Annotated in this window: 23 protein-coding genes and 3 pseudogenes; 22 read left to right on the forward strand and 4 right to left on the reverse strand. The window is 54.6% G+C overall.

The genetic code is table 11. The features are described 5' to 3' along the window. Positions 1-42: 42 nt before the first annotated feature. The 6 genes and pseudogenes from J2T60_RS02670 (at position 43) to map (ending at position 4,342) form a co-directional block, all read left to right on the forward strand. Complete coding sequence (locus J2T60_RS02670) at positions 43-867, forward strand: FRG domain-containing protein (RefSeq protein ID WP_253445050.1); 825 nt, start codon at positions 43-45, stop codon at positions 865-867. A 562-nt stretch (positions 868-1,429) separates the two neighbouring features. After that, positions 1,430-2,218: pseudogene (locus tag J2T60_RS02675) on the forward strand (phytanoyl-CoA dioxygenase family protein). A gap of 77 nt (positions 2,219-2,295) precedes the next feature. Beyond that, a complete protein-coding gene (locus J2T60_RS13370; RefSeq protein ID WP_366518272.1) occupies positions 2,296-2,763 on the forward strand; it encodes an SRPBCC domain-containing protein in 468 nt (155 codons plus the stop codon). A 131-nt stretch (positions 2,764-2,894) separates the two neighbouring features. Further along, a complete protein-coding gene (locus J2T60_RS02680) occupies positions 2,895-3,173 on the forward strand; it encodes a type II toxin-antitoxin system RelE/ParE family toxin (RefSeq protein WP_253445056.1) in 279 nt (92 codons plus the stop codon). A 10-nt stretch (positions 3,174-3,183) separates the two neighbouring features. Further along, positions 3,184-3,471 carry a HigA family addiction module antitoxin gene (locus J2T60_RS02685; RefSeq protein WP_253445059.1) on the forward strand — a complete coding sequence of 96 codons (288 nt, stop codon included), beginning with the start codon at positions 3,184-3,186 and terminating at the stop codon, positions 3,469-3,471. Positions 3,472-3,583: 112 nt separating this feature from the next. Continuing rightward, positions 3,584-4,342 (forward strand): type I methionyl aminopeptidase, encoded by a 759-nt coding sequence (gene map, locus J2T60_RS02690; RefSeq protein WP_253445062.1) that lies wholly within the window; start codon positions 3,584-3,586, stop codon positions 4,340-4,342. Between the two features lie 180 nt (positions 4,343-4,522). Here map and J2T60_RS02695 read toward each other — a convergent pair whose 3' ends face one another. Further along, on the reverse strand, positions 4,523-5,344 hold the full coding sequence (locus J2T60_RS02695; protein ID WP_253445064.1) for an SDR family NAD(P)-dependent oxidoreductase: 822 nt from the start codon (positions 5,342-5,344) through the stop codon (positions 4,523-4,525). Positions 5,345-5,442: 98 nt separating this feature from the next. On the opposite strand from J2T60_RS02695, the gene J2T60_RS02700 reads away from it, so the two are divergent. From J2T60_RS02700 to J2T60_RS13375, 3 genes are all read left to right on the forward strand, one after another. After that, positions 5,443-6,342 (forward strand): LysR family transcriptional regulator, encoded by a 900-nt coding sequence (locus J2T60_RS02700; protein ID WP_253445067.1) that lies wholly within the window; start codon positions 5,443-5,445, stop codon positions 6,340-6,342. Positions 6,343-6,510: 168 nt separating this feature from the next. Continuing rightward, positions 6,511-7,215, forward strand: coding sequence for an aspartate/glutamate racemase family protein (locus J2T60_RS02705; protein WP_253445070.1), 705 nt, complete (start codon positions 6,511-6,513; stop codon positions 7,213-7,215). 154 nt (positions 7,216-7,369) lie between these two features. Beyond that, a complete protein-coding gene (locus J2T60_RS13375) occupies positions 7,370-7,759 on the forward strand; it encodes a GFA family protein (RefSeq protein WP_445376033.1) in 390 nt (129 codons plus the stop codon). 21 nt (positions 7,760-7,780) lie between these two features. On the opposite strand, the pseudogene J2T60_RS02710 reads toward J2T60_RS13375, so the two are convergent. Further along, a pseudogene (locus J2T60_RS02710) lies at positions 7,781-8,063 on the reverse strand (alpha/beta hydrolase); the annotation flags it as partial. Positions 8,064-8,294: 231 nt separating this feature from the next. On the opposite strand from J2T60_RS02710, the gene J2T60_RS02715 reads away from it, so the two are divergent. From J2T60_RS02715 to J2T60_RS13460, 5 genes and pseudogenes are all read left to right on the forward strand, one after another. Then, the gene (locus J2T60_RS02715) at positions 8,295-8,609 is read left to right on the forward strand and encodes a cupin domain-containing protein (RefSeq protein WP_253445076.1); all 315 of its coding nucleotides are present in this window, start codon (positions 8,295-8,297) and stop codon (positions 8,607-8,609) included. A gap of 123 nt (positions 8,610-8,732) precedes the next feature. After that, entirely contained in the window at positions 8,733-10,058 is a 1,326-nt protein-coding gene (locus tag J2T60_RS02720; protein WP_253445079.1) for an amidohydrolase family protein, read from the forward strand. A gap of 165 nt (positions 10,059-10,223) precedes the next feature. Beyond that, positions 10,224-10,586 (forward strand): hypothetical protein, encoded by a 363-nt coding sequence (locus J2T60_RS02725; protein ID WP_253445083.1) that lies wholly within the window; start codon positions 10,224-10,226, stop codon positions 10,584-10,586. Further along, the gene (locus tag J2T60_RS02730; RefSeq protein WP_253445087.1) at positions 10,573-10,932 is read left to right on the forward strand and encodes a hypothetical protein; all 360 of its coding nucleotides are present in this window, start codon (positions 10,573-10,575) and stop codon (positions 10,930-10,932) included. The genes J2T60_RS02725 and J2T60_RS02730 overlap by 14 nt, the downstream gene beginning before the upstream one ends. A 157-nt stretch (positions 10,933-11,089) precedes the next feature. After that, positions 11,090-11,236 (forward strand): annotated as a pseudogene (locus J2T60_RS13460) (SDR family NAD(P)-dependent oxidoreductase); the annotation flags it as partial. Positions 11,237-11,270: 34 nt separating this feature from the next. On the opposite strand, the gene J2T60_RS02735 reads toward J2T60_RS13460, so the two are convergent. Then, the gene (locus tag J2T60_RS02735) at positions 11,271-12,278 is read right to left on the reverse strand and encodes a LysR family transcriptional regulator (protein ID WP_253445090.1); all 1,008 of its coding nucleotides are present in this window, start codon (positions 12,276-12,278) and stop codon (positions 11,271-11,273) included. Positions 12,279-12,305: 27 nt separating this feature from the next. Between J2T60_RS02735 and J2T60_RS02740 the strand changes: the two genes are divergently transcribed. The 8 genes from J2T60_RS02740 (at position 12,306) to J2T60_RS02775 (ending at position 18,092) form a co-directional block, all read left to right on the forward strand. Further along, complete coding sequence (locus tag J2T60_RS02740) at positions 12,306-12,710, forward strand: rhodanese-like domain-containing protein (RefSeq protein ID WP_253445092.1); 405 nt, start codon at positions 12,306-12,308, stop codon at positions 12,708-12,710. Positions 12,711-12,860: 150 nt separating this feature from the next. After that, positions 12,861-13,601 (forward strand): SDR family NAD(P)-dependent oxidoreductase, encoded by a 741-nt coding sequence (locus J2T60_RS02745; protein WP_253445094.1) that lies wholly within the window; start codon positions 12,861-12,863, stop codon positions 13,599-13,601. Then, on the forward strand, positions 13,598-14,035 hold the full coding sequence (locus J2T60_RS02750; protein WP_253445097.1) for a DMT family transporter: 438 nt from the start codon (positions 13,598-13,600) through the stop codon (positions 14,033-14,035). Before J2T60_RS02745 ends, J2T60_RS02750 begins: the two co-directional genes overlap by 4 nt. Before the next feature lie 12 nt (positions 14,036-14,047). Next, positions 14,048-14,365, forward strand: coding sequence for a DMT family transporter (locus tag J2T60_RS02755; protein ID WP_253445100.1), 318 nt, complete (start codon positions 14,048-14,050; stop codon positions 14,363-14,365). Positions 14,366-14,612: 247 nt separating this feature from the next. Then, positions 14,613-15,158: a Spy/CpxP family protein refolding chaperone gene (locus J2T60_RS02760; protein WP_253445103.1), complete on the forward strand. Its 546-nt coding sequence runs from the start codon at positions 14,613-14,615 to the stop codon at positions 15,156-15,158. A gap of 281 nt (positions 15,159-15,439) precedes the next feature. After that, positions 15,440-15,850 carry a VOC family protein gene (locus tag J2T60_RS02765; protein WP_253445106.1) on the forward strand — a complete coding sequence of 137 codons (411 nt, stop codon included), beginning with the start codon at positions 15,440-15,442 and terminating at the stop codon, positions 15,848-15,850. An 80-nt stretch (positions 15,851-15,930) separates the two neighbouring features. Beyond that, positions 15,931-16,581, forward strand: a complete 651-nt coding sequence (locus J2T60_RS02770; RefSeq protein WP_253445109.1) for a glutathione S-transferase family protein — start codon at positions 15,931-15,933, stop codon at positions 16,579-16,581. 38 nt (positions 16,582-16,619) lie between these two features. Continuing rightward, a complete protein-coding gene (locus tag J2T60_RS02775; protein ID WP_253445112.1) occupies positions 16,620-18,092 on the forward strand; it encodes an FAD-dependent oxidoreductase in 1,473 nt (490 codons plus the stop codon). A gap of 20 nt (positions 18,093-18,112) precedes the next feature. Here the strand turns inward: J2T60_RS02775 and J2T60_RS02780 are convergent, their stop codons facing one another. Further along, complete coding sequence (locus J2T60_RS02780; RefSeq protein ID WP_253445115.1) at positions 18,113-18,607, reverse strand: MarR family winged helix-turn-helix transcriptional regulator; 495 nt, start codon at positions 18,605-18,607, stop codon at positions 18,113-18,115. Between the last annotated feature and the right edge of the window lie 69 nt (positions 18,608-18,676).

An 18,676-nucleotide genomic window follows, 5' to 3' on the forward strand; every position in this document is an offset into this window, starting at 1 on the left:
GCGCAAGCGCGCACTTGAGGCGGGCGTTAGAAGGAGAAAGTTTTGGGGCAGTCGATAACTTCGCTGGAAGGTTTCATTCGAAAAATTCGGTATGTTCAACCCAAAGAAGATGAAGTACTCCTGTACCGGGGCCATGCAAAACGCCAGGGCCGAAAAGTGCACCCGTGGGTTCTTAGAGAAGAGGATCTCGCAGAGAAAGAGCACAACATGATCAGGGAGATCATAGCCACTCATCCATCAGAGTTTGACCATGACACTACGGCCTTGGAGCGCCTCGCACGAGCGCAACACTACACTCTACCAACGAGGCTTTTAGATGTATCGTGGAATCCTTTGGTTGCACTTTATTTTGCTGTAAGTGGGCGGCACTCTGGAAAGCCAGCGCAAGTCATCGTATTTCGGGTCAAGAAGGACCATCTGAAATACTTTGATAGCGATGCCGTGAGTTGTATTGCCAATCTTTCCCAGTTGAAGAAAGCTGAGAAAGACAGTATCGATTTTAGTCTCCCAAATAATCAGTTCAACCAACAGGATGCTGTTGATCGCCTTCTACAATTTGTGAGGGCGGAGAAACCGCACTTTAGGCCTGAAATTGAGCCGAGTCATTTGCAAAGTGTTTTTTGTGTAAAGCCAAAAATGAACAGCCGACGAATTCTCGCGCAGTCAGGGGCATTTATGATCTTCGGAATGACCGGCGATCTTGACACGAATTCGGTTCCGGGCATTTCGATAGAGAGAATCAATATCAATGGTAATAAGAAGGATATAATCCTTAGGGAACTGGACCACATGGCTATCAATGACAGTACAATGTTTCCCGAAATCGACAAGGCTGCAAACTACATTCGACAGCAGTCATTCTTCTAACAAAAGGCTGTTGTCGGACGTACCTACGCTGGCGCTCCGGTACGCCGCAAAGCCAAGCGTTATGTGATTGAGGGAGTCAGGGGAATTGTCAGATAACAATAAAATGCCAAATAAAGACGAAGAGGAAAGGAAAGCAGGGGAAATCTGCTTGGAAGTCATGATTTTGTTGGTGGCTTGCTGTTTTGCCGTTGCATCATATCTTTTCAGTCACGCAACTGGTGAGCCGCATTGGTTTGGTAGGTCGGGAGCAGTCGTAGTGCTTCTATCTGTCTGGGTAGAGACACGGAATTATGCAGCTCAGCAACGTCTGAATGATTGCAGGCAATCTGCTGCTGGGTTCGTTGGTGGGTCACCGCAAGATTGGAGTATGCCAAGACGAAGGAAAATCTTGGAATATGTGACCTTGTTCATCGTTCTAGTGGGCACCTTGATTTGGGGATATGGGGATCTCGTAGCGTGAAATCACATAACAAAGCCATTAAATTCGCTCCCTACGGTCGCCGGACGCTCGTTCCTCGCGCCGTTTATGGCGGGCGTTATACAGAATGCTAGAGAACGAGTAATGCTTACTGAAAATCAAATTAACCAGTTTGTGACTAATGGATTTGTTAAGCTTGAGAGCGCTTTTTCTCCAGAGCTGGCAATAAAGTGCTGAGACATTCTGTGGGCCGATACCGGATGTGACCCAAACGACCCATCCACATGGAACCAGCCAGTGGTCTGGCTGTGGGATTACGACCACGAGCCGTTCGTTGAGGCTGCTAACACCCCTGCACTGCACGAGGCTTTCGATCAACTGGTAGGGGAAGGCCGTTGGGAACCACGCTACAGCCTGGGCACATTTCCTGTTCGCTTTCCTGCAGAATCTGATACCGGTGATACAGGTTGGCATGTGGATGCCAGCTTCCCCGGACCAGACACAGATCCTGACGATTTCTCCGGTTGGCGCCTTAACGTCAACTCGCGTGACCGGGCTCTATTGATGTTATTCCTGTTTTCCGATGTAGGGGCTCTGGATGCACCGACGCGCATTCGGGTGGGCTTACATCAGGAAGTAGCGCGTATCCTCGCGCCCGCTGGGGAAGCGGGTTTGAGTAGCTTCGATCTCAGCGCAACGGAGCAATATGACGAAGTTTTGGCAACCGGGCGGGCAGGGACCGTATATCTGTGCCACCCGTTTCTCGTCCACGCAGCCCAAGTAAACCGGGGGGCTGCGCCAAGGTTCATGGCTCAACCGCCTCTTTACCTGGAGGAGCCCTTTCAGCTCGAAGGGAAAGTCGAGGGAGCTTATGTCCCGGTAGAGGAAGCGATTCGCCTGGCATTGGGTAAATCTGATGCTCATAATGTATAACACTGCGCTCCAGCCGACGCTCGTTCCTCGCGCGCCACAGCTTTTCGTTATGCGTCCCTGCCAGGTCCAGGAGAAACATGAGTCAGAGAATTGATACGTCATCCCGCCTGATTTGCGCCCCCGCATCGGAGGTTTACGAGGCCTTTGCTAAGCCTGGTGCCATGGAGAAGTGGTTGCCACCAACAAGCATGACCGGAAAGATGCTTAGCTTCGACTTCCGAGCCGGTGGAGGATACCGGATGCGCCTCACATATGAGAATTCGAATGAGGGCCAGGGTAAGACGTCCGCAGATTCTGACGAGACCGAGGTCCGATTGGTCCGAATCGACCCAGGACAACGCATTGTGCAGGAGGTCGATTTTGATAGTGATGACCCGTCCTTAAAGGGGACTATGCGGATGACTTGGATATTTGAAGCTTCTGACGGAGGAACACTGGTCCAGGTGCATGCCGAGAACGTACCGGAGGGAATCCGACCGGAAGACCACCAGGCGGGGCTCGACTCATCTCTCGCCAACTTGGCGCACGTCATTGAGGCACGGTAGATATTTACCTATAACAATCACTTACACTCGGACAGCAAAAATGCCGCTCGTATCTCGCTCTGCTTTTTGCTGCCGGTGATGTGGGGCTTATGTTCGTTGACACCTGATACGTTATAGGTTACACTCAAGAAATGATTCGAAGCTTCAAACACAAGGGCTTGGCGAAGTTCTTCAAGTCCGGGAGCACAGCAGGGATTCAGGCGGCTCATGCAAAGAGGCTTCGGCTGATTCTCGGTAGACTGAATGCAGCATCAGACGCCAAGGATATGGACTTGCCAGGCCTTCGACTGCATGAGCTCTCAGGAAATCGAGCCGGAATTTGGTCAGTACCGGTGAGCGGTAACTGGCGAGTGACCTTCCGGTTCGAGGATGGAGATGCCGAGATCGTGAATTACGAGGATTATCATTGAGGTGTCGCCAATGTTGATGCACAACCCTCCCCATCCTGGTGAAGTATTGCGAGAGCTCTGCCTGGAACCCCTTGGCCTGTCTGTAACTGCGGCTGCGGAGGCATTGGGAGTAAGTCGCAAAACTCTGAGTGCTGTCCTGAACGGCAAGGCTGGTATTAGCCCTGAGATGGCGATTCGTCTTTCTATCGCGTTCGATACCTCGGCAGAAAGCTGGTTGAACCAGCAATCCCAGTATGAGCTCTGGCATGCCGAGCAACATCGTAAAGATCTCAAGGTTAAGAAGCTTGTTGCCGCCTAGGGCAGCACATAACCAGGCCATGCATCGGTTGCCAAAATCCACCGCTTCGCTCCGGTGTTGTCACCGGTGATGACGGGCGTTAGCCGTCAATCGAAATAATCAAGGTACATCTATGACCATAGAAAACCAGAGCGATGTGGATGGGATCATGAATGCCGGGCGGGTCGTTGCCAAGGTGCGCGATGCAATGCTAAGTGCGGTTGAACCGGGAATGACAACAGCTGAGTTGGATGAGCTGGGTGGTGCACTTCTGGAAAGCATGGGAGCCCGATCAGCACCCAGGGTTACCTATAACTTCCCCGGTGCGACCTGCATCAGCATCAATGAAGAGGCCGCGCATGGTATCCCTGGTAAGAGACTTGTTCAGGCAGGGAATGTCGTGAATATTGATGTTTCCGCTGAGCTGGAAGGCTATTTCGCTGATACCGGTGGTACGATCGTTGTTCCGCCTGTCACGAAAACTAAAGCGCGACTGTGCCATGCCACGCAATTAGCCTTAAAGCATGCGCTAGCGGAAGCCCGATCAGGTACCCCCATAAATCGAGTCGGAAAAGCGATCCAGCGTACTGCGAAGTCACATGGGTTTAAGACGATCAAGAATCTTGCCGGTCATGGAATAGGCCGAAGTTTACATGAAGAGCCTGAAGGCATCGTCAGCTACTTTGACCGTCAAGACACACGGCGACTGCGACTCGGTCAAGTAATAGCAATAGAGCCGTTTTTGTCTACGAAAAGTACATCTGTAACCGAGGCCGATGATGGATGGACCCTCGTTGGCCATCCCGCGAATCTATCCGCGCAATATGAACACACTGTCATTGTGACGAGAGGTGCACCAATTATTGCGACACTTTCCGAAGCCCACGGCTAACAACAGCATCAACTCGGACATTTTCTTCGTTCGCGCCGGTTAATCTGGACGTAAGAGTAGAGAATAGCAAATGGCACGGATGGTTCATTCTGAGTGTGAGTGGGCAACGCTAGTTGGCCAGCTGCTCATTGACTTACTAAGTGGAGATGGTCACAAAATCAATGACTCTGATTTTATTGATTAAATTCCCTTCGCGATATTAACCGACTGTTCGAGCTCCATTTGGAGGCGATTTACCTTGTTGGTGGCCCACTCCTGTGCATCGTCACCAAAGACGAAGCGGGCGGGTGGCTCGCTCGACATGCCGAGGGAGACTATGCGTTCTGCGAGCATGACCGGGTCACCAGGCTGGTTGTGATTTGCGGCCGCGATGAACGAGCGAAACTGCCGGGTCGCCTCGGCATAATCGGGAACGTCGATATCACCGTGCGCGGCTGATTTGTCGTCGAGGAAATCCGTACGCAGCATGCCCGGCTCAACCACCATCGATTTGATGTTGAGGGGAGCCAGTTCCTGTGCAAATCCCTCTATCCAGCCCTCAATTGCAAATTTTGACGATGAGTAGATGGATCCTCCCGGGTTTGCGAGCAAACCGTTAACGGAAGAGATGGTTACGATGAGGCCTGACTGGCGCGCACGCATGTGTGGCACCACAGCACGGGTTACGTTCATCGTGCCGAAGACATTCACCTCGAACTGGCGCTGCACTTGTTCGCTGCTGATCGTTTCGAACCAGCCGAGCAGTGCCTGGCCGGCGTTATTGACCAACACGTCGATTGTGCCAACCAGATCCATTGCCTCTTGTGCCACGGCGACGGCCGCACTTTCGTCCGTAATATCGAGTGCCAGCGCGTGAAGTCTGCTGTTTGTTCCGAGTGCTTCCGTAACGTCGTTGGCAGACCGAGCCGTAGCGACGACGGTTTCACCAGCAGCAAGCGCGGCACGGGCGATCTCCATACCTAATCCACGGCTGGCGCCCGTGATGAGCCAGTTTCTAGACATAAGTTGCTCCTTATCTGAAATGTAGTTACATAGTATATGTACTAATAAATCATGATAACCTGCTTATTAATTATAGGGTCTATAAGGAGAGCTAACGAATGCGCCCAAGCCTGCTCGGCGATCTGGAAATTTTCCGCGTCATTGCTGCTGAAGGCAGTTTTACGCGCGCCGCTAAGCGGCTGGGCGTTACTCAATCGGCGCTCAGCCAAACGCTCAAGCGGTTGGAGGAAGACATTGGAATCAGGCTGCTGGCGCGCACGACGCGCAGTGTTTCGCCGACCCATGCCGGCGCCCGTCTGCTGACAAAACTGTCCCCCGCGCTCGACGAGGTGACCAATGAAATCAAGTTGCTCACCAGCCTGCGCGATGAACCGATTGGTACGGTCAGGGTGAGTGCCGGAAAACACGCGGCCGACACGATTCTCTGGCCGGCACTGAGTTCCTTGATTCGACAGCATCCGGGTATTGACGTTGAGGTCTCCGTCGAAAACGACTTCGTGGATCTCATCGCGGGCAGGTTTGACGCCGGCATCCGACTGGGCGAAAGGCTTGAGAACGATATGGTGGCACTGCCAATTGGCCCTCAAATGCGGGTCGCTGTTGTCGCCGCGCCCTCTTATCTCTCGCGACACGGCACACCGAAACAACCTTCCGAACTGTCCCAGCATTCCTGCATCAGCTTCAGAAATCGCAGCGGGGAGCTATCACCTTGGGATTTCGAAAAGGATGGGCGCAACCTCACAGTCAAGCCTGGTCGAGGTCCGATTTTCAACGATAGCGATTTGATGGTTGCCGCTGCAACCGAGGGGCACGGCTTTGCGTACATCCTTGAGGACATCGTTAGCAGGCAAATCGCTTCTGGTACGCTGGTGCGCGTGCTGGAAGAATGGTGTGAGCTGTTCGCTGGTTACTACCTTTACTACCCGAGTCGCCGACAGCAGACATCCGCCTTCACACACTTCAAGAATGCACTGCGCGATGTGGTTTCGTTGAATTAGTGGGGGTGTTAAAGTCTGTTGGTTATCAAGCCTCACATCCGCGCTCAGAAGGCCAGAAAATAAAAGATGTATACACCTTCTACTGCTACGATTGACGAGCCAGCTTAACAAAAAATTGCACCGGACAAGCCGGTGATGGCGGGCGTTAGCCGCCAAGGAGTCTAGCCTATGCCACTACACGTCGGAATTGTTGGTTGCTCGGCCGAGGGTGCGGCGCTCTGTTATCGAACCATCTGCACGGAAGGCGAAGCTCTGCTTGGGCCCCATGCACATCCAGAAGTTTCTATGCACACGCCCTCGCTCTCAGACTACGTAACGTGCCTCAATCATGCAGACATGGTGGGGGTCGGAGAAATCATGCTGACTTCGGCACGAAAGCTGATAAATGCCGGTGCCGATTTCCTGATCTGCCCCGATAACACCATTCATCAAGCATTCTCTTACGTTGAGACTCGCTCCCCGCTGCCTTGGCTCCACATAGCCGAGGTCGTCGCTGCGGTGGCCTCTGAGCGTGGATTCAAGCGGCTAGGTCTCACGGGCACTCGCTGGCTTGTTGATAGCGAAGTTTATCCACAGAAGCTAGAGCAGAAGGGTCTACAATGCATTAGGCCATCCGCGTCCGAACGAGATGAAATGAATCGAATCATCATGGATGAACTCGTCTATGGAATAGCCAAACCCGATGGAATCGCTTTCTTCAAGTCGGTTATTCAGCACTTCAAGAAGCAGGGCTGCGACGCCGTGGTGCTCGGGTGCACTGAAATCCCGTTGATCATAAATGATGCGAACTCTGGCTTGCCGACCTTGGATTCGACGCGACTGCTGGCCCGGGCTGCACTTCAACGAGCAGTTGACACAGGTGGCACACAATGAGGGCTAACAAACAGGTTAACGAGGACACTTCGCGCCAACGCGCTCGAGCCTGTTACCTAAAACGTTAGGAGACACGTGCCCAACCTACCGCTTAAGTCGAACTGGGCTATAGGAGGCTCAAAATGATCTCTGTCTCTATTCGGATCAAGAGAAAATGACTAAAGAATATCAAGGAGCCTGTATGTGCAGGTCCATTCGATTCTCTTTCTCTGGCCCGCCAAGGTTCGTCTCCGACTGTGTGTGCGATTCGTGCAGGCTAGCCCACGGTGCACCGGCGGTCACCTGGGTAGGTGTAAGGGACGGTCAGTTCCGAGTTGATCAAGGTGATGATTCCCTCTCCTGGTATTGCTCGAGTGCCGAATCAGAGAGGGGGTTCTGCTTGAAATGTGGAACCAGGATTCTATTCCGATCTAGCAAATGGCCCGGTGAAATTCATATGGCCCTCGCTTGTCTGGCGACGCCCCATGATCTGGTATCGACGGGCGTGGACTTCAAGGAAGAATTCCCCGCATGGACCTCGCTAACCTGGGCCGAGGAAGACTAATGATTTTTATGAAGCAGCCGGAAGTGCTGCCAGTTCCTTGTCTTTTGATGCCGCCCGGCCGTAGATCTCCAGGCCTATCGCGATAGGCTCCGAAGCCGCCGGGCTTGTCGCCTATCACGACCAGTAACGGCTGGGTTAGCAGCACCTCGGCGAGGTGGAAGGCATCCCAGTCGACTGCCGCTGCACGACGGGAAAATAGGAAGCTGGTCTTGCCTTGTGGGGCCTGGCCGCGAGGTGTCTTGTAGTAGTCGGTGGCCTCGAGGACATCAATGTCGGTAATCCCGGCCTTTTTGGCGTCCTCCACGCGCTGGCCCCCTGGTAGCTGGCATCAAAGGCGATCACAAAGAGCTGGAGTCCGGAGAGCTGGTTGAAGTGCTTGGCGAGTGGCGCAAAACATTCGAGCCCTACCATCTTTACTACCCAAGCCGTCATCACGCTTCGCCCGCATTTTCGCTGCTGTCGCCGGTGCCGCGACGCCTGCGGGAATGACTGTCCTATTAGTGGATACCTACGAGGATTGGCCTGGAGGATTCAAATGATGCGAACCGGGAATTTGTTTTCCGATGCGGATCCGCCTCCCTCTGGAGAGCGGTTCGAAACGCTGTTGCGGCATCGAAATTTGGTTGTCGAGCGGATTTTAAGTTCGGCTGATATTGATTCCGAGGAATATGTTCAAAGGCAGGATGAATGGGTGGTGCTCGTGCAGGGGGAGGCGACGCTTCAGGTGGACGATGAAGCGGTTGAACTCAGTGCTGGTGACCATGTGTTCATTCCCGCCGGGGTTCCACACACGGTCGAGCGCGTTTCCGAGGGGGCGCTTTGGCTCGGGGTCCATCTACACCCGGAGTAGGGGGAATGACCTAGTGGCTTTACACGGCTTGACATTTCCGCCATTGCAGGCAATGCATGAGCTTGCTTGACTTGTAGGCGGATGTTCATGCTATTGCGCAACCAGAATTTGGAGACAAGAAACATGCGACGCGATCTTGGATATGCCCTGGGGATATTGCTGATCTTGGCGACGCCCGTGGCGAATGCCGCAGAGTGGCTAGTGCTGGAGAATCTGAAGCTGATTGATGGGACGGGTTCGGAGCCTCGTACAGTGTCATCGTTGCTGGTACGGGATGGCGTCATCGCTTCCATTGATGGGGAACCCTCGGTTTCAGACCCGAAGCCCATGGATAAGGTGACGCGAATCGATCTGGATGGGGCGTGGGTCATGCCGGGGCTGGTGGATGCCCATGTGCATCTTGCTCATTATCCCCGTGGCCACAATCAGCTTGCGGATCGTCTGGACTGGGCGGTTCGCGGCGGGGTGACAACCGTTCGCGACATGGGTGGCGATGCCAGGGTGTTGGCGGAAGCCCGGCGGGCATTAGAGGCGGGCGAGCTTGTCGGGCCGACCGTTCGTTTTTCGGCCATTCTGGGTGGTGAGAGCATGTTTGACCATCCAGTATTGGCTCAGGCTGCACGAGGCTATGGCCCCGGAAATGCGCCCTGGCTCCGGGCGATCTCGGACGATACCGATCTTACGAGAATGATGGCGAAGGCTCGGGGTGCGGGTGTTTCTGGAGTCAAGATCTATGGTGACCTGGACGCGGCGCAGCTGCGTCGTGTCGCCGAGGCGGCTGAGGCGCAAGGCCTTATGCGTTGGGCGCATGGCACTGTATTTCCTGCGCGACCCAGCGAGCTGGTTGCGGCGGGTGTCCAGTCCCTGTCCCATGCGCCCTATCTGGTCTGGGAGGCGGTGGACAGTGTGCCGGCGGACTATCGCAAGCGAACGCAGGGGCCATATTCGGACATTCCTCCTGACCATCCCCGTATTCTTGCCTTGCTGGAGCGCATGGCCGAAGAGGGCGTGGTGCTGGACACCACGCTGTCCCTGTACCGTGACATGCATCGCTATCGGCCACCCGAGGGTATCGAGTGGGCCAGCGAGGCTTTTGATTGGGGTGTCGAACTGGTGCGCCTCGCTCATGAGCATGGGGTGATGGTGGCGGCAGGTACCGACGCCTTCGAGCCGGTGAATTCGATGGCCCCGCCGAATACTCATGTTGAGCTGTTTACCTTAGTCGAAGATGTGGGCATGGCGCCCATGGAGGCGCTGGTGGCGGCGACGCGGAACGGCGCGATTGCCACCGGCGTGGATCAGGAGCGGGGAACACTGACCGTCGGCAAAGCTGCAGATCTGCTAGTGCTTGATGCGAATCCACTGGAAAACATCAGAAATACACTGGAACTGCGCTTGGTTGTGACCAACGGTCAGATCGTGCAGCCCGGCATGCCTGGCCTGGAATGACCGAGATGTGACTATTCCCAATCCGTTCTATCGAGTGATAAGCAGGTTGTTTTTTGATATCGAAGAATTTGCAAATATTTATCAGGCCGAATTAAAGTCAGAGGTTGAACGCGGCTCTTGATACAGCTGAACTTGACGTTGAGCGGATACCGGGATGATGTATTGATGAGAATGGCACTGTTGGTGGGTTTTTTGCTTACATCGGTCCCCGCGTTAGCCTCGCAGGATCGAGTGGTTGGCTTACTGACCTTGCCGGAAGTTTTTGGGGATGGCCCCTGCCATGAGTTCCAGCCGAGGGACGTGTCTCTCTATGCAGGGCTTGGCGCTGAGCAAGTGATGGGCGTCCTGCGCGTGGATCGCTACTGGACGTTCCCGGAGGCCGGTGGGTGCGAAGGGCTAGTGGTGAACGCCCATACTGATCAGGGCGAAAGCGTCAAAGAATTGCCATCGGAAGAATACGACTATCAATCTCCGGCGGTTATTGTTCTGCAAGCCCAGGATCCCTGGTTTCAAGGTGCGACTTACTGATGGAGCGGCATGGATTGAGGCTCAGGGAAAGAGTGAGTACTTTCCGCTTGAAGCTTTGCTTAAGAACCGCCTGACCTATATTGCGAACGCATCGGATGCGCAATTGTTGGACCATCCTCGTACCGTAGCCGGTGCTGGTGAGGGCGGCCAGTTGGTATCAAGAGGTGACGAAGTGCGCGTGGTGGAGTTTGATGAGATTGAAGGCGAGCTGTGGATTCATATCGAGGTGATGAGCCATTCGATCTGTGAGCCGGGAGAGGAGCCGACAGTCACAGATCAGGGATGGCTTCCAGCATATGGGCCGTCGGGTGAACTGACGCTATGGTTTCATTCGCGTGGTTGCTGATTTACCGGAGATATAGCAGAAACTGGCTGTACCACCTCATGATCATATCATTTCGGTTTGACATAGGCGTGAAACTGAAAGGGGGTTCGATCCATGAAATTGATGGTCGTTGGTGCAAGCAGAGGCCTCGGTCGGGCGTTTGTAGAAGGGTTATGTACCGCTAGATGAGGCGGCTCGGAGAGGTGATGGTCAGCTAGTGCCGGTTCATGATGTAGTCAGTATCGTGAGAACAATCCTTAGTATGTCTAGCGCACCTTACGTTCGTGAACTAGTGCTTCCTGCGGTACGTGATGATCGGTTTTGAATTTATCTTGTATGAAAGCCTAGCCAAGATGGTATCAGGATATATCAATCATAAACTTCACAAAAGCCTGAACCTTAGCTGGTAGATCCCGGCGAGAAGGGTAGAGTACGGTGAGCATGGCACCGGGTGCACTGTCGTCCGTCCATAAGGGAATTAGATCCCCACGGAGAATAGCCTCTTCGAGGAAGAGTCGGGGCATGCGGAGGATGCCCAGCCCATCAAGGGCAGCTTGACGCAGGAGGTGGTCATCGTTGCTCTGGATGCTGCCGTTCACTCGCACTGCATAGCGGTTTCCATCATTGTCGATATAGGTCCAATCATGTGCACGCGGGGATCCAGTGTAAACAAGGCATTCGTGCTCATTTAGTGCCTCTTGTGACGAAGGTCTACCATGGCGACTTATATATGTGGGGGAGGCGCATGTGACAATGGGAATGTCCTTGAGCTTGCGCATTACTAGCGAGGAGTCCCTAGGAGCCGATAATCGGATGACGGCATCGAACCTCTCTTCCACAAGATCAACCAGGCGATTATCAAGGATGAGATCCAGGCTGATATCTGGATAACGGCGCCTGAACTCCTCGAGATGTCTGGACAAAATTTCGGCACCGTAGAAGGTTGGGGCACTGATCCGGAGATGACCCCGTGGTCGGTCTGCGTGCTCAGTTACTTCCTGCTCTGCCTCCAAAAGTTCGGCAAGTGCTCGTGAAGCCCGTTTATAGTAGGCATCGCCAGCCTCCGTTAATGCTAGCCGTCGGGTCGTTCGGTGCAGGAGCCGTACACCCAGGCGGCTCTCGAGACGGCCGATGTATTTGCTCACAGCCCCTTTCGATAGATCGAGTGCATCCGCAGCGGCAGTGAAGCTGCCCCTCTCCACCACCTGACAGAAAACAGCGCCGTCTGACGCTAAAGGTCTTATCTGTTTTGATTGTTTCTTCATAGAAACGATGATATTCCAAATAGGTGGATTATAGCAATAAAAGAAACGAATAGACTGCTCACTCCATCGCGATTCTGGGCTGAAGGCAGACGCGATGGACATTCAGCGCAACCAAGGAGGAATAACCCTATGAGTCTGAATACCTACGATTTCGATCTCGCTAGACGATTTTTCGAGGATCGCATAGCTTTCACAACGGGTACCCATGAGCTCAGCCTGCTACTCGATGGTGAGGCGGATTCTGATAGCTACCAGGTTCTTGATGTGCGTTTTCCGGAAGACTACGCGAAAGGTCATGTGCCAAGTGCAATCAACCTTCCCATGCCGAAATGGGAAAATAAACGTCATATCGAGAAGCACCTTAAAAAAGATGCAACGCTATACCTCTACTGTTACACAGCTACCTGCCACTTGGCCGCTCAAGCAGCGCTAAAGCTCATCAGCTTGGGTTACCGTGTGGTTGAAGTGGAAGGTGGCTGGGAGGACTGGGTGGAACACGGCTTTTCTGTTGAGACGAAAGTCGTCGAATCTTAATCGAGGCAGAAAGGGTTCCGCATCTGAGGCCCCATAAACTATTTCTGCTTTCGGATCGGAGCCCTTTTACTCATGAATTACTGGGTATCGAGATATCGAGTACATCGTTCCCCAGCGAATCGTTGAATTAGTTCTTCTGGAGTCAATAATATGGGTTCACTTGAAGGAAAATCCGTTTTAGTCACCGGCGGAAGTAGGGGGATCGGCGCGGCGATCGCTACACGCGCGGCAGCCGAGGGTGCCGCAGTTGCCTTGACTTACAACAACTCTCCCGACCGGGCCAAGGAGGTTGTTCGCGCTATTGAGGCGTCGGGCGGTAAAGCATTTGCCCTTCACGCCGATGTTGCTGACCCATCGTCGGTGTCCACAGTCGTTGACCAAGCCGCCGACTGCCTGGGCGGACTGGATATCCTGGTAAACAACGCGGGGATTTTTCCATACGGTACGATTGATGAATTTACTCTCGAGGACTACGAGAACACCATGGCGATCCACGCCCGGTCCGTATTCGTCGCCGTGCAGGCGGCCCTCCATCATATCGGCGAAGGAGGACGCATCATCAGTATCGGCAGCAGCCTGGTGGAACGGGTGCCCGTGCAGGGGATTAGCCTATACGCAATGAGCAAATCAGCCTTGACCGGTTTTACCAAAGGTTTGGCGCGAGACCTGGGTCCGCGAGGCATCACCGCTACTGTGGTCCACCCCGGCTCTACCGATACCGAAATGAATCCGGCCGATAGTGAAGGGGCCGATGAGGAACGCGCCTTAACTGCGCTGGGCCGCTACGCGGCCGCCACCGATATTGCTGCTACGGTTGTCCACCTCTCGGGTCCTGGTGGCGCCTACATAACGGGAACCTCCATCACCGTTGATGGCGGTGTGACAGCATGACGATCAATCAGAAAACGGCTTACCCGCGTGAGCGAAAGGTCGATCGCCGTCCACTTCCACGCCGAACGGCCGCCTGGGCTATCCTTCTTGCGGCCGGTCTGCTTGAGATCGCGTGGTCGCTCGCGCTAAAGGAAGCCGGTGGCTTGGAACGGCCCGAATGGGCGGCAGTCGGCATTGGATTGGCGATGATTAGTCTTGGAATGCTCGCTTACGCACTGGGGAAACTGCCCGTGGGTACGGCTTACGCAGTCTGGGTGGGTATCGGCACAGTCGGAGTCACCTTAGCCGGTATGCTCTTTTTGCAAGAGCCCGTGGAGTGGCCCCGGCTAATCTTCCTTGCCTTGATCATCGCGGGGGTGATCGGGCTCGGCCTGGACGAACAGCCCGGCGAGGCGGAGGGCTCAGAAGATGCCTCTCGCGCATCGCACTCTTGAGAAGGAGCGCTTATGGTGTGGAGTGTTCTCGTCGCGGCGGGCCTGCTGGAAATCGTATGGTCACTGGCCTTGAAGAAAGCAAACGGCCTGACTCGGCCCGGGTGGGCGGTGACTGGCATCGTAGTGGCGATGATCAGCCTGGGAATGCTCACCTATGCGCTGCGGTATCTGGCCGTCGGTACAGCCTACGCGGTATGGGTCGGTATTGGCGCCGTCGGAGTCGCCACCGTTGGTATGCTGATCTTTCAGGAGCCAGTGTCTTGCCGGCGTCTACTCAGCCTAGGGCTGATTATCACAGGCGTTATTGGTCTCAACTTGATAGGCGGGTGAACAATTGTGGGAAGATGGTGTGCTCTCGCTTATTGGGGGCCACGCGGCAGACCGCTTACTGAATCGGGTTAGGGTGGATCCTCAAGCGGTACGTGGACACCCACGACTTATGGCAATGGTAAGTTGGAAGAGGGAGGTGCATTTCCACGTTCTTGACGTTCTTTTTGTACCAGTTAGGATACGATGTTCTGGAAAGAAAACATTTTGTGGGACATGCAGTTTTCATTGCAAGCCGGAGAGGAATTACATGAAGCGTACAGTATGGGTAGCGTCTGTTCTGGTACTAATCCTTCCTGGTATGGGGGTGTGGGCCTTCGAGGAAGAGGGGCACACTGGACAACAGGCGCGAGAGATCAAAGCTCTTTCCGAATCCGATATAGACGGTCTCCTGGCGGGTGAAGGTCTGGGCTACGCTATCACGGCTGAGCTCCACGGTTACCCTGGACCTGCACATGTGCTGGAGCTTGCCGATGAGCTGGATCTAAGCGACGATCAGCGGGCAGATACCCAGGCCATCTTTGACCAGATGCTGGCTTCCGCGAAAACGCTTGGGGCTCAACTGGTCGAGGCGGAACAGACCCTGGATAAACACTTTAGCGAAAAGACCATCGACGAGGCTTTATTGAAAGAGCTCACCGCGAAGATCGCGGATATAGAATCACGCTTGCGTGCCGTTCACCTTAATGCCCATTTACAACAGACGGAACTAATGAGCAGGCGCCAGATTCACCAGTACATGATCTTGAGGGGGCATTCCGGCGATGGACATGAGAGTGGTCACCACCATGATTAAGGAGGATGAGTTGCGGTGGACAGTCCAGCCAGCCTCGCTGCTGTCTGGTGTTCAAGGTTTAAGGAAGGGTTGATGCCAGAAGGGGCGCGGTACACTGTCATCTCCGTGTACGCTCAGTCGATGGAAGGGACGTTTTAGCACTTACCTGTGGCATAGGTGGCATGTCTTATTCATCCACTTTCATCGTGCTAGTCCATACGAGGTATCAGGTGATACCGGTCTCTAGTTGGGATCAGAGGATATGAGGAAACTCTTGTCCCTATCAGCTACGGAGTAGATAGATGGATATAAAGTTCATTGCTGGTTTTGCTTCAATAACGAAAGATCCCGCGGCAAGTGCCTCTTTATTTCAGGATGCGCTTGGGCTGCCGCTGGAGAAGATGGACGATTATCGTTTTATGGACAACTTTCCTGGCGCGCATCATTTTGGGGTATGGCCACTTTCCATGGCGGCTCAGTCTTGTTTTGGGCAGGATGAGTGGCCTGGGGATGTGCCGGAGCCCACAGCAACCATTGAATTCGAGTTGGCGGATACTGCTGCTGTGGAGGCAGCGGTTGAAGAAATGAAGGGAAATGGACACACGTTTGTCCACGAAGCCCGGACTGAGCCGTGGGGGCAGACGGTCGCACGATTCATGAGTCCCGAGGGCGTGTTGATTGGGCTCAGCTATGCGCCGTGGCTTCATGAATGATTCTTGCACGAAATTGAGCTAGTTGGGTGCAGTTTCGTATTATGTCAGGTGGGAGTCCTGAAAGGGGCGGCGGGGTTTCCATGAGTAATGGATTGATTATTTTCGGCCGTCGGAGCTCACATTACACGCGGATGACGCGTATCTTCGCTGAAGAGCTCGGGCTTGCATATGGCTTTACGCCAATCTTCGATCTGATGAGCCACAATTCGGAAACCTTTGGCGGGAATCCGGCGCTGAAATTGCCGATCTTGAAGATGGGCGATGAATTCATCTACGGCAGCGTGAACATCTGCAGAGCCCTGTCACGTGTGGTCGAAGGCCGGCTGCGTATCATTTGGCCGGAGGACGTGGACACACCCCTGCTTATGAATGCCCATGAGGTCCTGGCCCATGCTATGGCGGCGCAGGTGGAGGTGGTCGTTCACGAGATCGTAGAGAAACGCCCCGAGGACACGGCTTCGAAGAAGCGGCGGCAAAGTCTGATGAATTGCCTGGCTTGGCTGGATGCGAATCTGGACGGGATTTTCGCGGGGTTGCTGGAGCGGGATTTGAGTCTGTTCGAGGTTGGCTTGTTTTGCCTTGTTACCCACTTGCCCTTTCGCAATCCATTGGTTCTGCCGGTGATGCCCCGGTTGCAGGCCTTCGAGGCAGATTTCGGCCAACGGCCTTCGGCACAGGCCACGACCTATCGTTTTGACAAGCCTGAGACGACAGAGGGATTGGGTGGTTAAGCCAGTCTGATAAGCTCTGTCGCGCCAAGGAGAATGCCATGACTGAGAGATGTGATGTATGCATTGTGGGCGCGGGGATCTCCGGCTTGAACGCGCTATTCGTCGCCAGGCAGTATCTCTCCCGCGACCAGCGAGTTGTCCTGGTGGATCGCCGGACCCGCGTGGGCGGCATGTGGCTCGACACCTACGATTACATACGCCTCCATCAGCCGCATCCATTCTTCACTGCGGGGAACATCGAGTGGACCCTTAGCAAGAAACGTGAGCATCTGGCAGCCAAGGATGAAGTCCTTGACCATCTAAGCCACTGCCTGGCCGTGATCAAGCGTCACATCCGTGTCACCGAGTTGTTCGGCTACGAGTTCGAGAAAGCGGAGGAGCTCGATGGGAAAGTACGAATAAGCTGCAAGGCGGGTGAAGGGTACCCAATTGAGATTGAGGCCGACCGTCTGATCAAGGCATATGGGCAAGGAGTTGAAACGAACGCCCCGCTTAAACTTTCGAGCGCATGTGCTCGCTCGGTCTCTCCGGATTACTTTGACGTGGGCGGGCCGGAGATGCGAGTGAGCAATGCGCCAGTGTGGATTGTCGGCGGGGGAAAAACCGGCATGGACACAGCCCACGTATTGATCACCGAGCAGCCTGGCCGGGAGGTCAATTTGGTCGCGGGGCCGGGCACGCTCTTCATGAGTCGTGATCGTTTGTTCCCCAGAGGGGCTCGCCGGTGGCGCGAGGGCGATCTTATGAGCTCGATTTTCATCGAGATGGCACGCCGTTTCGACGGCTTCAATGAGGCTGATGTGCTGGGATGGTTCTACGACAACTACGGCATTTCCTTGACACCGAAAACCGGCAACTTCTTGCTCGCGATCCTTTCAGAGGCTGAGAAAGAAACCATTGCGGCGGGTCTGAATGAGGTCGTCATGGACTATCTCACTGATGTGGTCGATTGCGATGGCGGTACCGAGGTGGTACTTCGGTCCGGGGAGACGCGGTCCTTCGAGCCGGGCAGTTGGGTCGTTAATTGCACCGGATCCCTGATTCGCGGTGAGCACCCATACGAGCCTTACGCGTCGGCAAGTGGCAGGGTCCTGTCAATTCAGAATCGCTCCGTGACGATTCCCTTTCCTCCGGCCGGCGCCGCCGCGTACTTTCTCACGCACCTGCTGTTCCTGGACAAGCTGGCCGAAGTGCCGCTATACGCAATGGACCTCGAGGCTCTCCGTCGAAAAGCCCCTCAATACGTGATGGGCGCCGGGCTCGGACCACTTCAGTTGCACAACCTGAGCCTGATTGCGGAGGCGGTCCCGGCAAGACAGTTCGCGAAAATCTTCTACCAGAGCGGCTTCGATCTTGATCGCTGGTTCCCCATACCGCGGCGCCTGAGGGCATCGGCCGGTTTCATGCTCACCCACAAGCGCGATCGCAAGCACCACCGGCGGACACTGGACACACTCGCGGAGCGTTTCGGCATTCGATGTGAGCCTGTGGTTGGTACCGGCCAGGCATAACTGTCTGATGCGTCGCCGTGTTAGTGCTCGTCTTCTTCGAAAGCGGCCAGCCATTTGGCGATGAGCCTGTCGAATGCCTGTTGCTCTTCCTCGGTGAGTGCGGCGGTGAGGTGGTGTTGATTGGCGACGTGGGCGGTGATGGCCTCTTCGATCAGTGCCAGCCCCTTGTCGGTGAGCCCAATCAGAAATCCACGCTTGTCATCGGGATTGCGACGCCGTTCGACGAGTCCGGCCGAAACGAGCCGGTCGATTCTGTTGGTCATGGTGCCCGAAGTGACCATCGTCCATTCGATCAGCGTCGACGGATTGAGCGCGAAGGGCGCCCCTGAGCGTCGTAGCGTTGCAAGGACATCGAACGACGCACGGCTAAGCCCGTATTCTACAAAGACCTTGTCCATTCCCTCCCGCAGATACCGGAAAAGTCGGCTCATTCGCCCGAGCGTCCCCATCGGGCCGACATCAAGGTCCGGACGTTCGCTGCGCCACTGCGCGAGGATACGATCTACTCTATCCATGCCTACCCATCCTGCCTGAATTGTATCTTGACATCAAGAGATATTGGTGTATCTTGACGTCAAGATACA

It is taken from the genome of Natronospira proteinivora (genome assembly GCF_024170465.1).
GTDB classification, from domain to species: Bacteria; Pseudomonadota; Gammaproteobacteria; order Natronospirales; family Natronospiraceae; genus Natronospira; species Natronospira proteinivora.

Excerpts from the sequence above, each read along its gene's own strand:
- J2T60_RS02765 (WP_253445106.1), top strand. The coding sequence starts at position 15,440 with ATGGATATAAAGTTCATTGCTGGTTTTGCTTCAATAACGAAAGATCCC.
- J2T60_RS13375 (WP_445376033.1), top strand. The coding sequence starts at position 7,370 with ATGACTAAAGAATATCAAGGAGCCTGTATGTGCAGGTCCATTCGATTC.
- J2T60_RS02705 (WP_253445070.1), top strand. The coding sequence starts at position 6,511 with ATGCCACTACACGTCGGAATTGTTGGTTGCTCGGCCGAGGGTGCGGCG.
- J2T60_RS02755 (WP_253445100.1), top strand. The coding sequence starts at position 14,048 with ATGGTGTGGAGTGTTCTCGTCGCGGCGGGCCTGCTGGAAATCGTATGG.
- J2T60_RS02700 (WP_253445067.1), top strand. The coding sequence starts at position 5,443 with ATGCGCCCAAGCCTGCTCGGCGATCTGGAAATTTTCCGCGTCATTGCT.
- J2T60_RS02775 (WP_253445112.1), top strand. The coding sequence starts at position 16,620 with ATGACTGAGAGATGTGATGTATGCATTGTGGGCGCGGGGATCTCCGGC.
- J2T60_RS02715 (WP_253445076.1), top strand. The coding sequence starts at position 8,295 with ATGATGCGAACCGGGAATTTGTTTTCCGATGCGGATCCGCCTCCCTCT.
- J2T60_RS13370 (WP_366518272.1), top strand. The coding sequence starts at position 2,296 with ATGAGTCAGAGAATTGATACGTCATCCCGCCTGATTTGCGCCCCCGCA.
- J2T60_RS02780 (WP_253445115.1), bottom strand. The coding sequence starts at position 18,607 with ATGGATAGAGTAGATCGTATCCTCGCGCAGTGGCGCAGCGAACGTCCG.
- J2T60_RS02735 (WP_253445090.1), bottom strand. The coding sequence starts at position 12,278 with ATGTCCATCGCGTCTGCCTTCAGCCCAGAATCGCGATGGAGTGAGCAG.
- J2T60_RS02750 (WP_253445097.1), top strand. The coding sequence starts at position 13,598 with ATGACGATCAATCAGAAAACGGCTTACCCGCGTGAGCGAAAGGTCGAT.
- map (WP_253445062.1), top strand. The coding sequence starts at position 3,584 with ATGACCATAGAAAACCAGAGCGATGTGGATGGGATCATGAATGCCGGG.
- J2T60_RS02760 (WP_253445103.1), top strand. The coding sequence starts at position 14,613 with ATGAAGCGTACAGTATGGGTAGCGTCTGTTCTGGTACTAATCCTTCCT.
- J2T60_RS02725 (WP_253445083.1), top strand. The coding sequence starts at position 10,224 with ATGAGAATGGCACTGTTGGTGGGTTTTTTGCTTACATCGGTCCCCGCG.
- J2T60_RS02685 (WP_253445059.1), top strand. The coding sequence starts at position 3,184 with ATGTTGATGCACAACCCTCCCCATCCTGGTGAAGTATTGCGAGAGCTC.
- J2T60_RS02680 (WP_253445056.1), top strand. The coding sequence starts at position 2,895 with ATGATTCGAAGCTTCAAACACAAGGGCTTGGCGAAGTTCTTCAAGTCC.
- J2T60_RS02770 (WP_253445109.1), top strand. The coding sequence starts at position 15,931 with ATGAGTAATGGATTGATTATTTTCGGCCGTCGGAGCTCACATTACACG.
- J2T60_RS02695 (WP_253445064.1), bottom strand. The coding sequence starts at position 5,344 with ATGTCTAGAAACTGGCTCATCACGGGCGCCAGCCGTGGATTAGGTATG.
- J2T60_RS02720 (WP_253445079.1), top strand. The coding sequence starts at position 8,733 with ATGCGACGCGATCTTGGATATGCCCTGGGGATATTGCTGATCTTGGCG.
- J2T60_RS02740 (WP_253445092.1), top strand. The coding sequence starts at position 12,306 with ATGAGTCTGAATACCTACGATTTCGATCTCGCTAGACGATTTTTCGAG.
- J2T60_RS02745 (WP_253445094.1), top strand. The coding sequence starts at position 12,861 with ATGGGTTCACTTGAAGGAAAATCCGTTTTAGTCACCGGCGGAAGTAGG.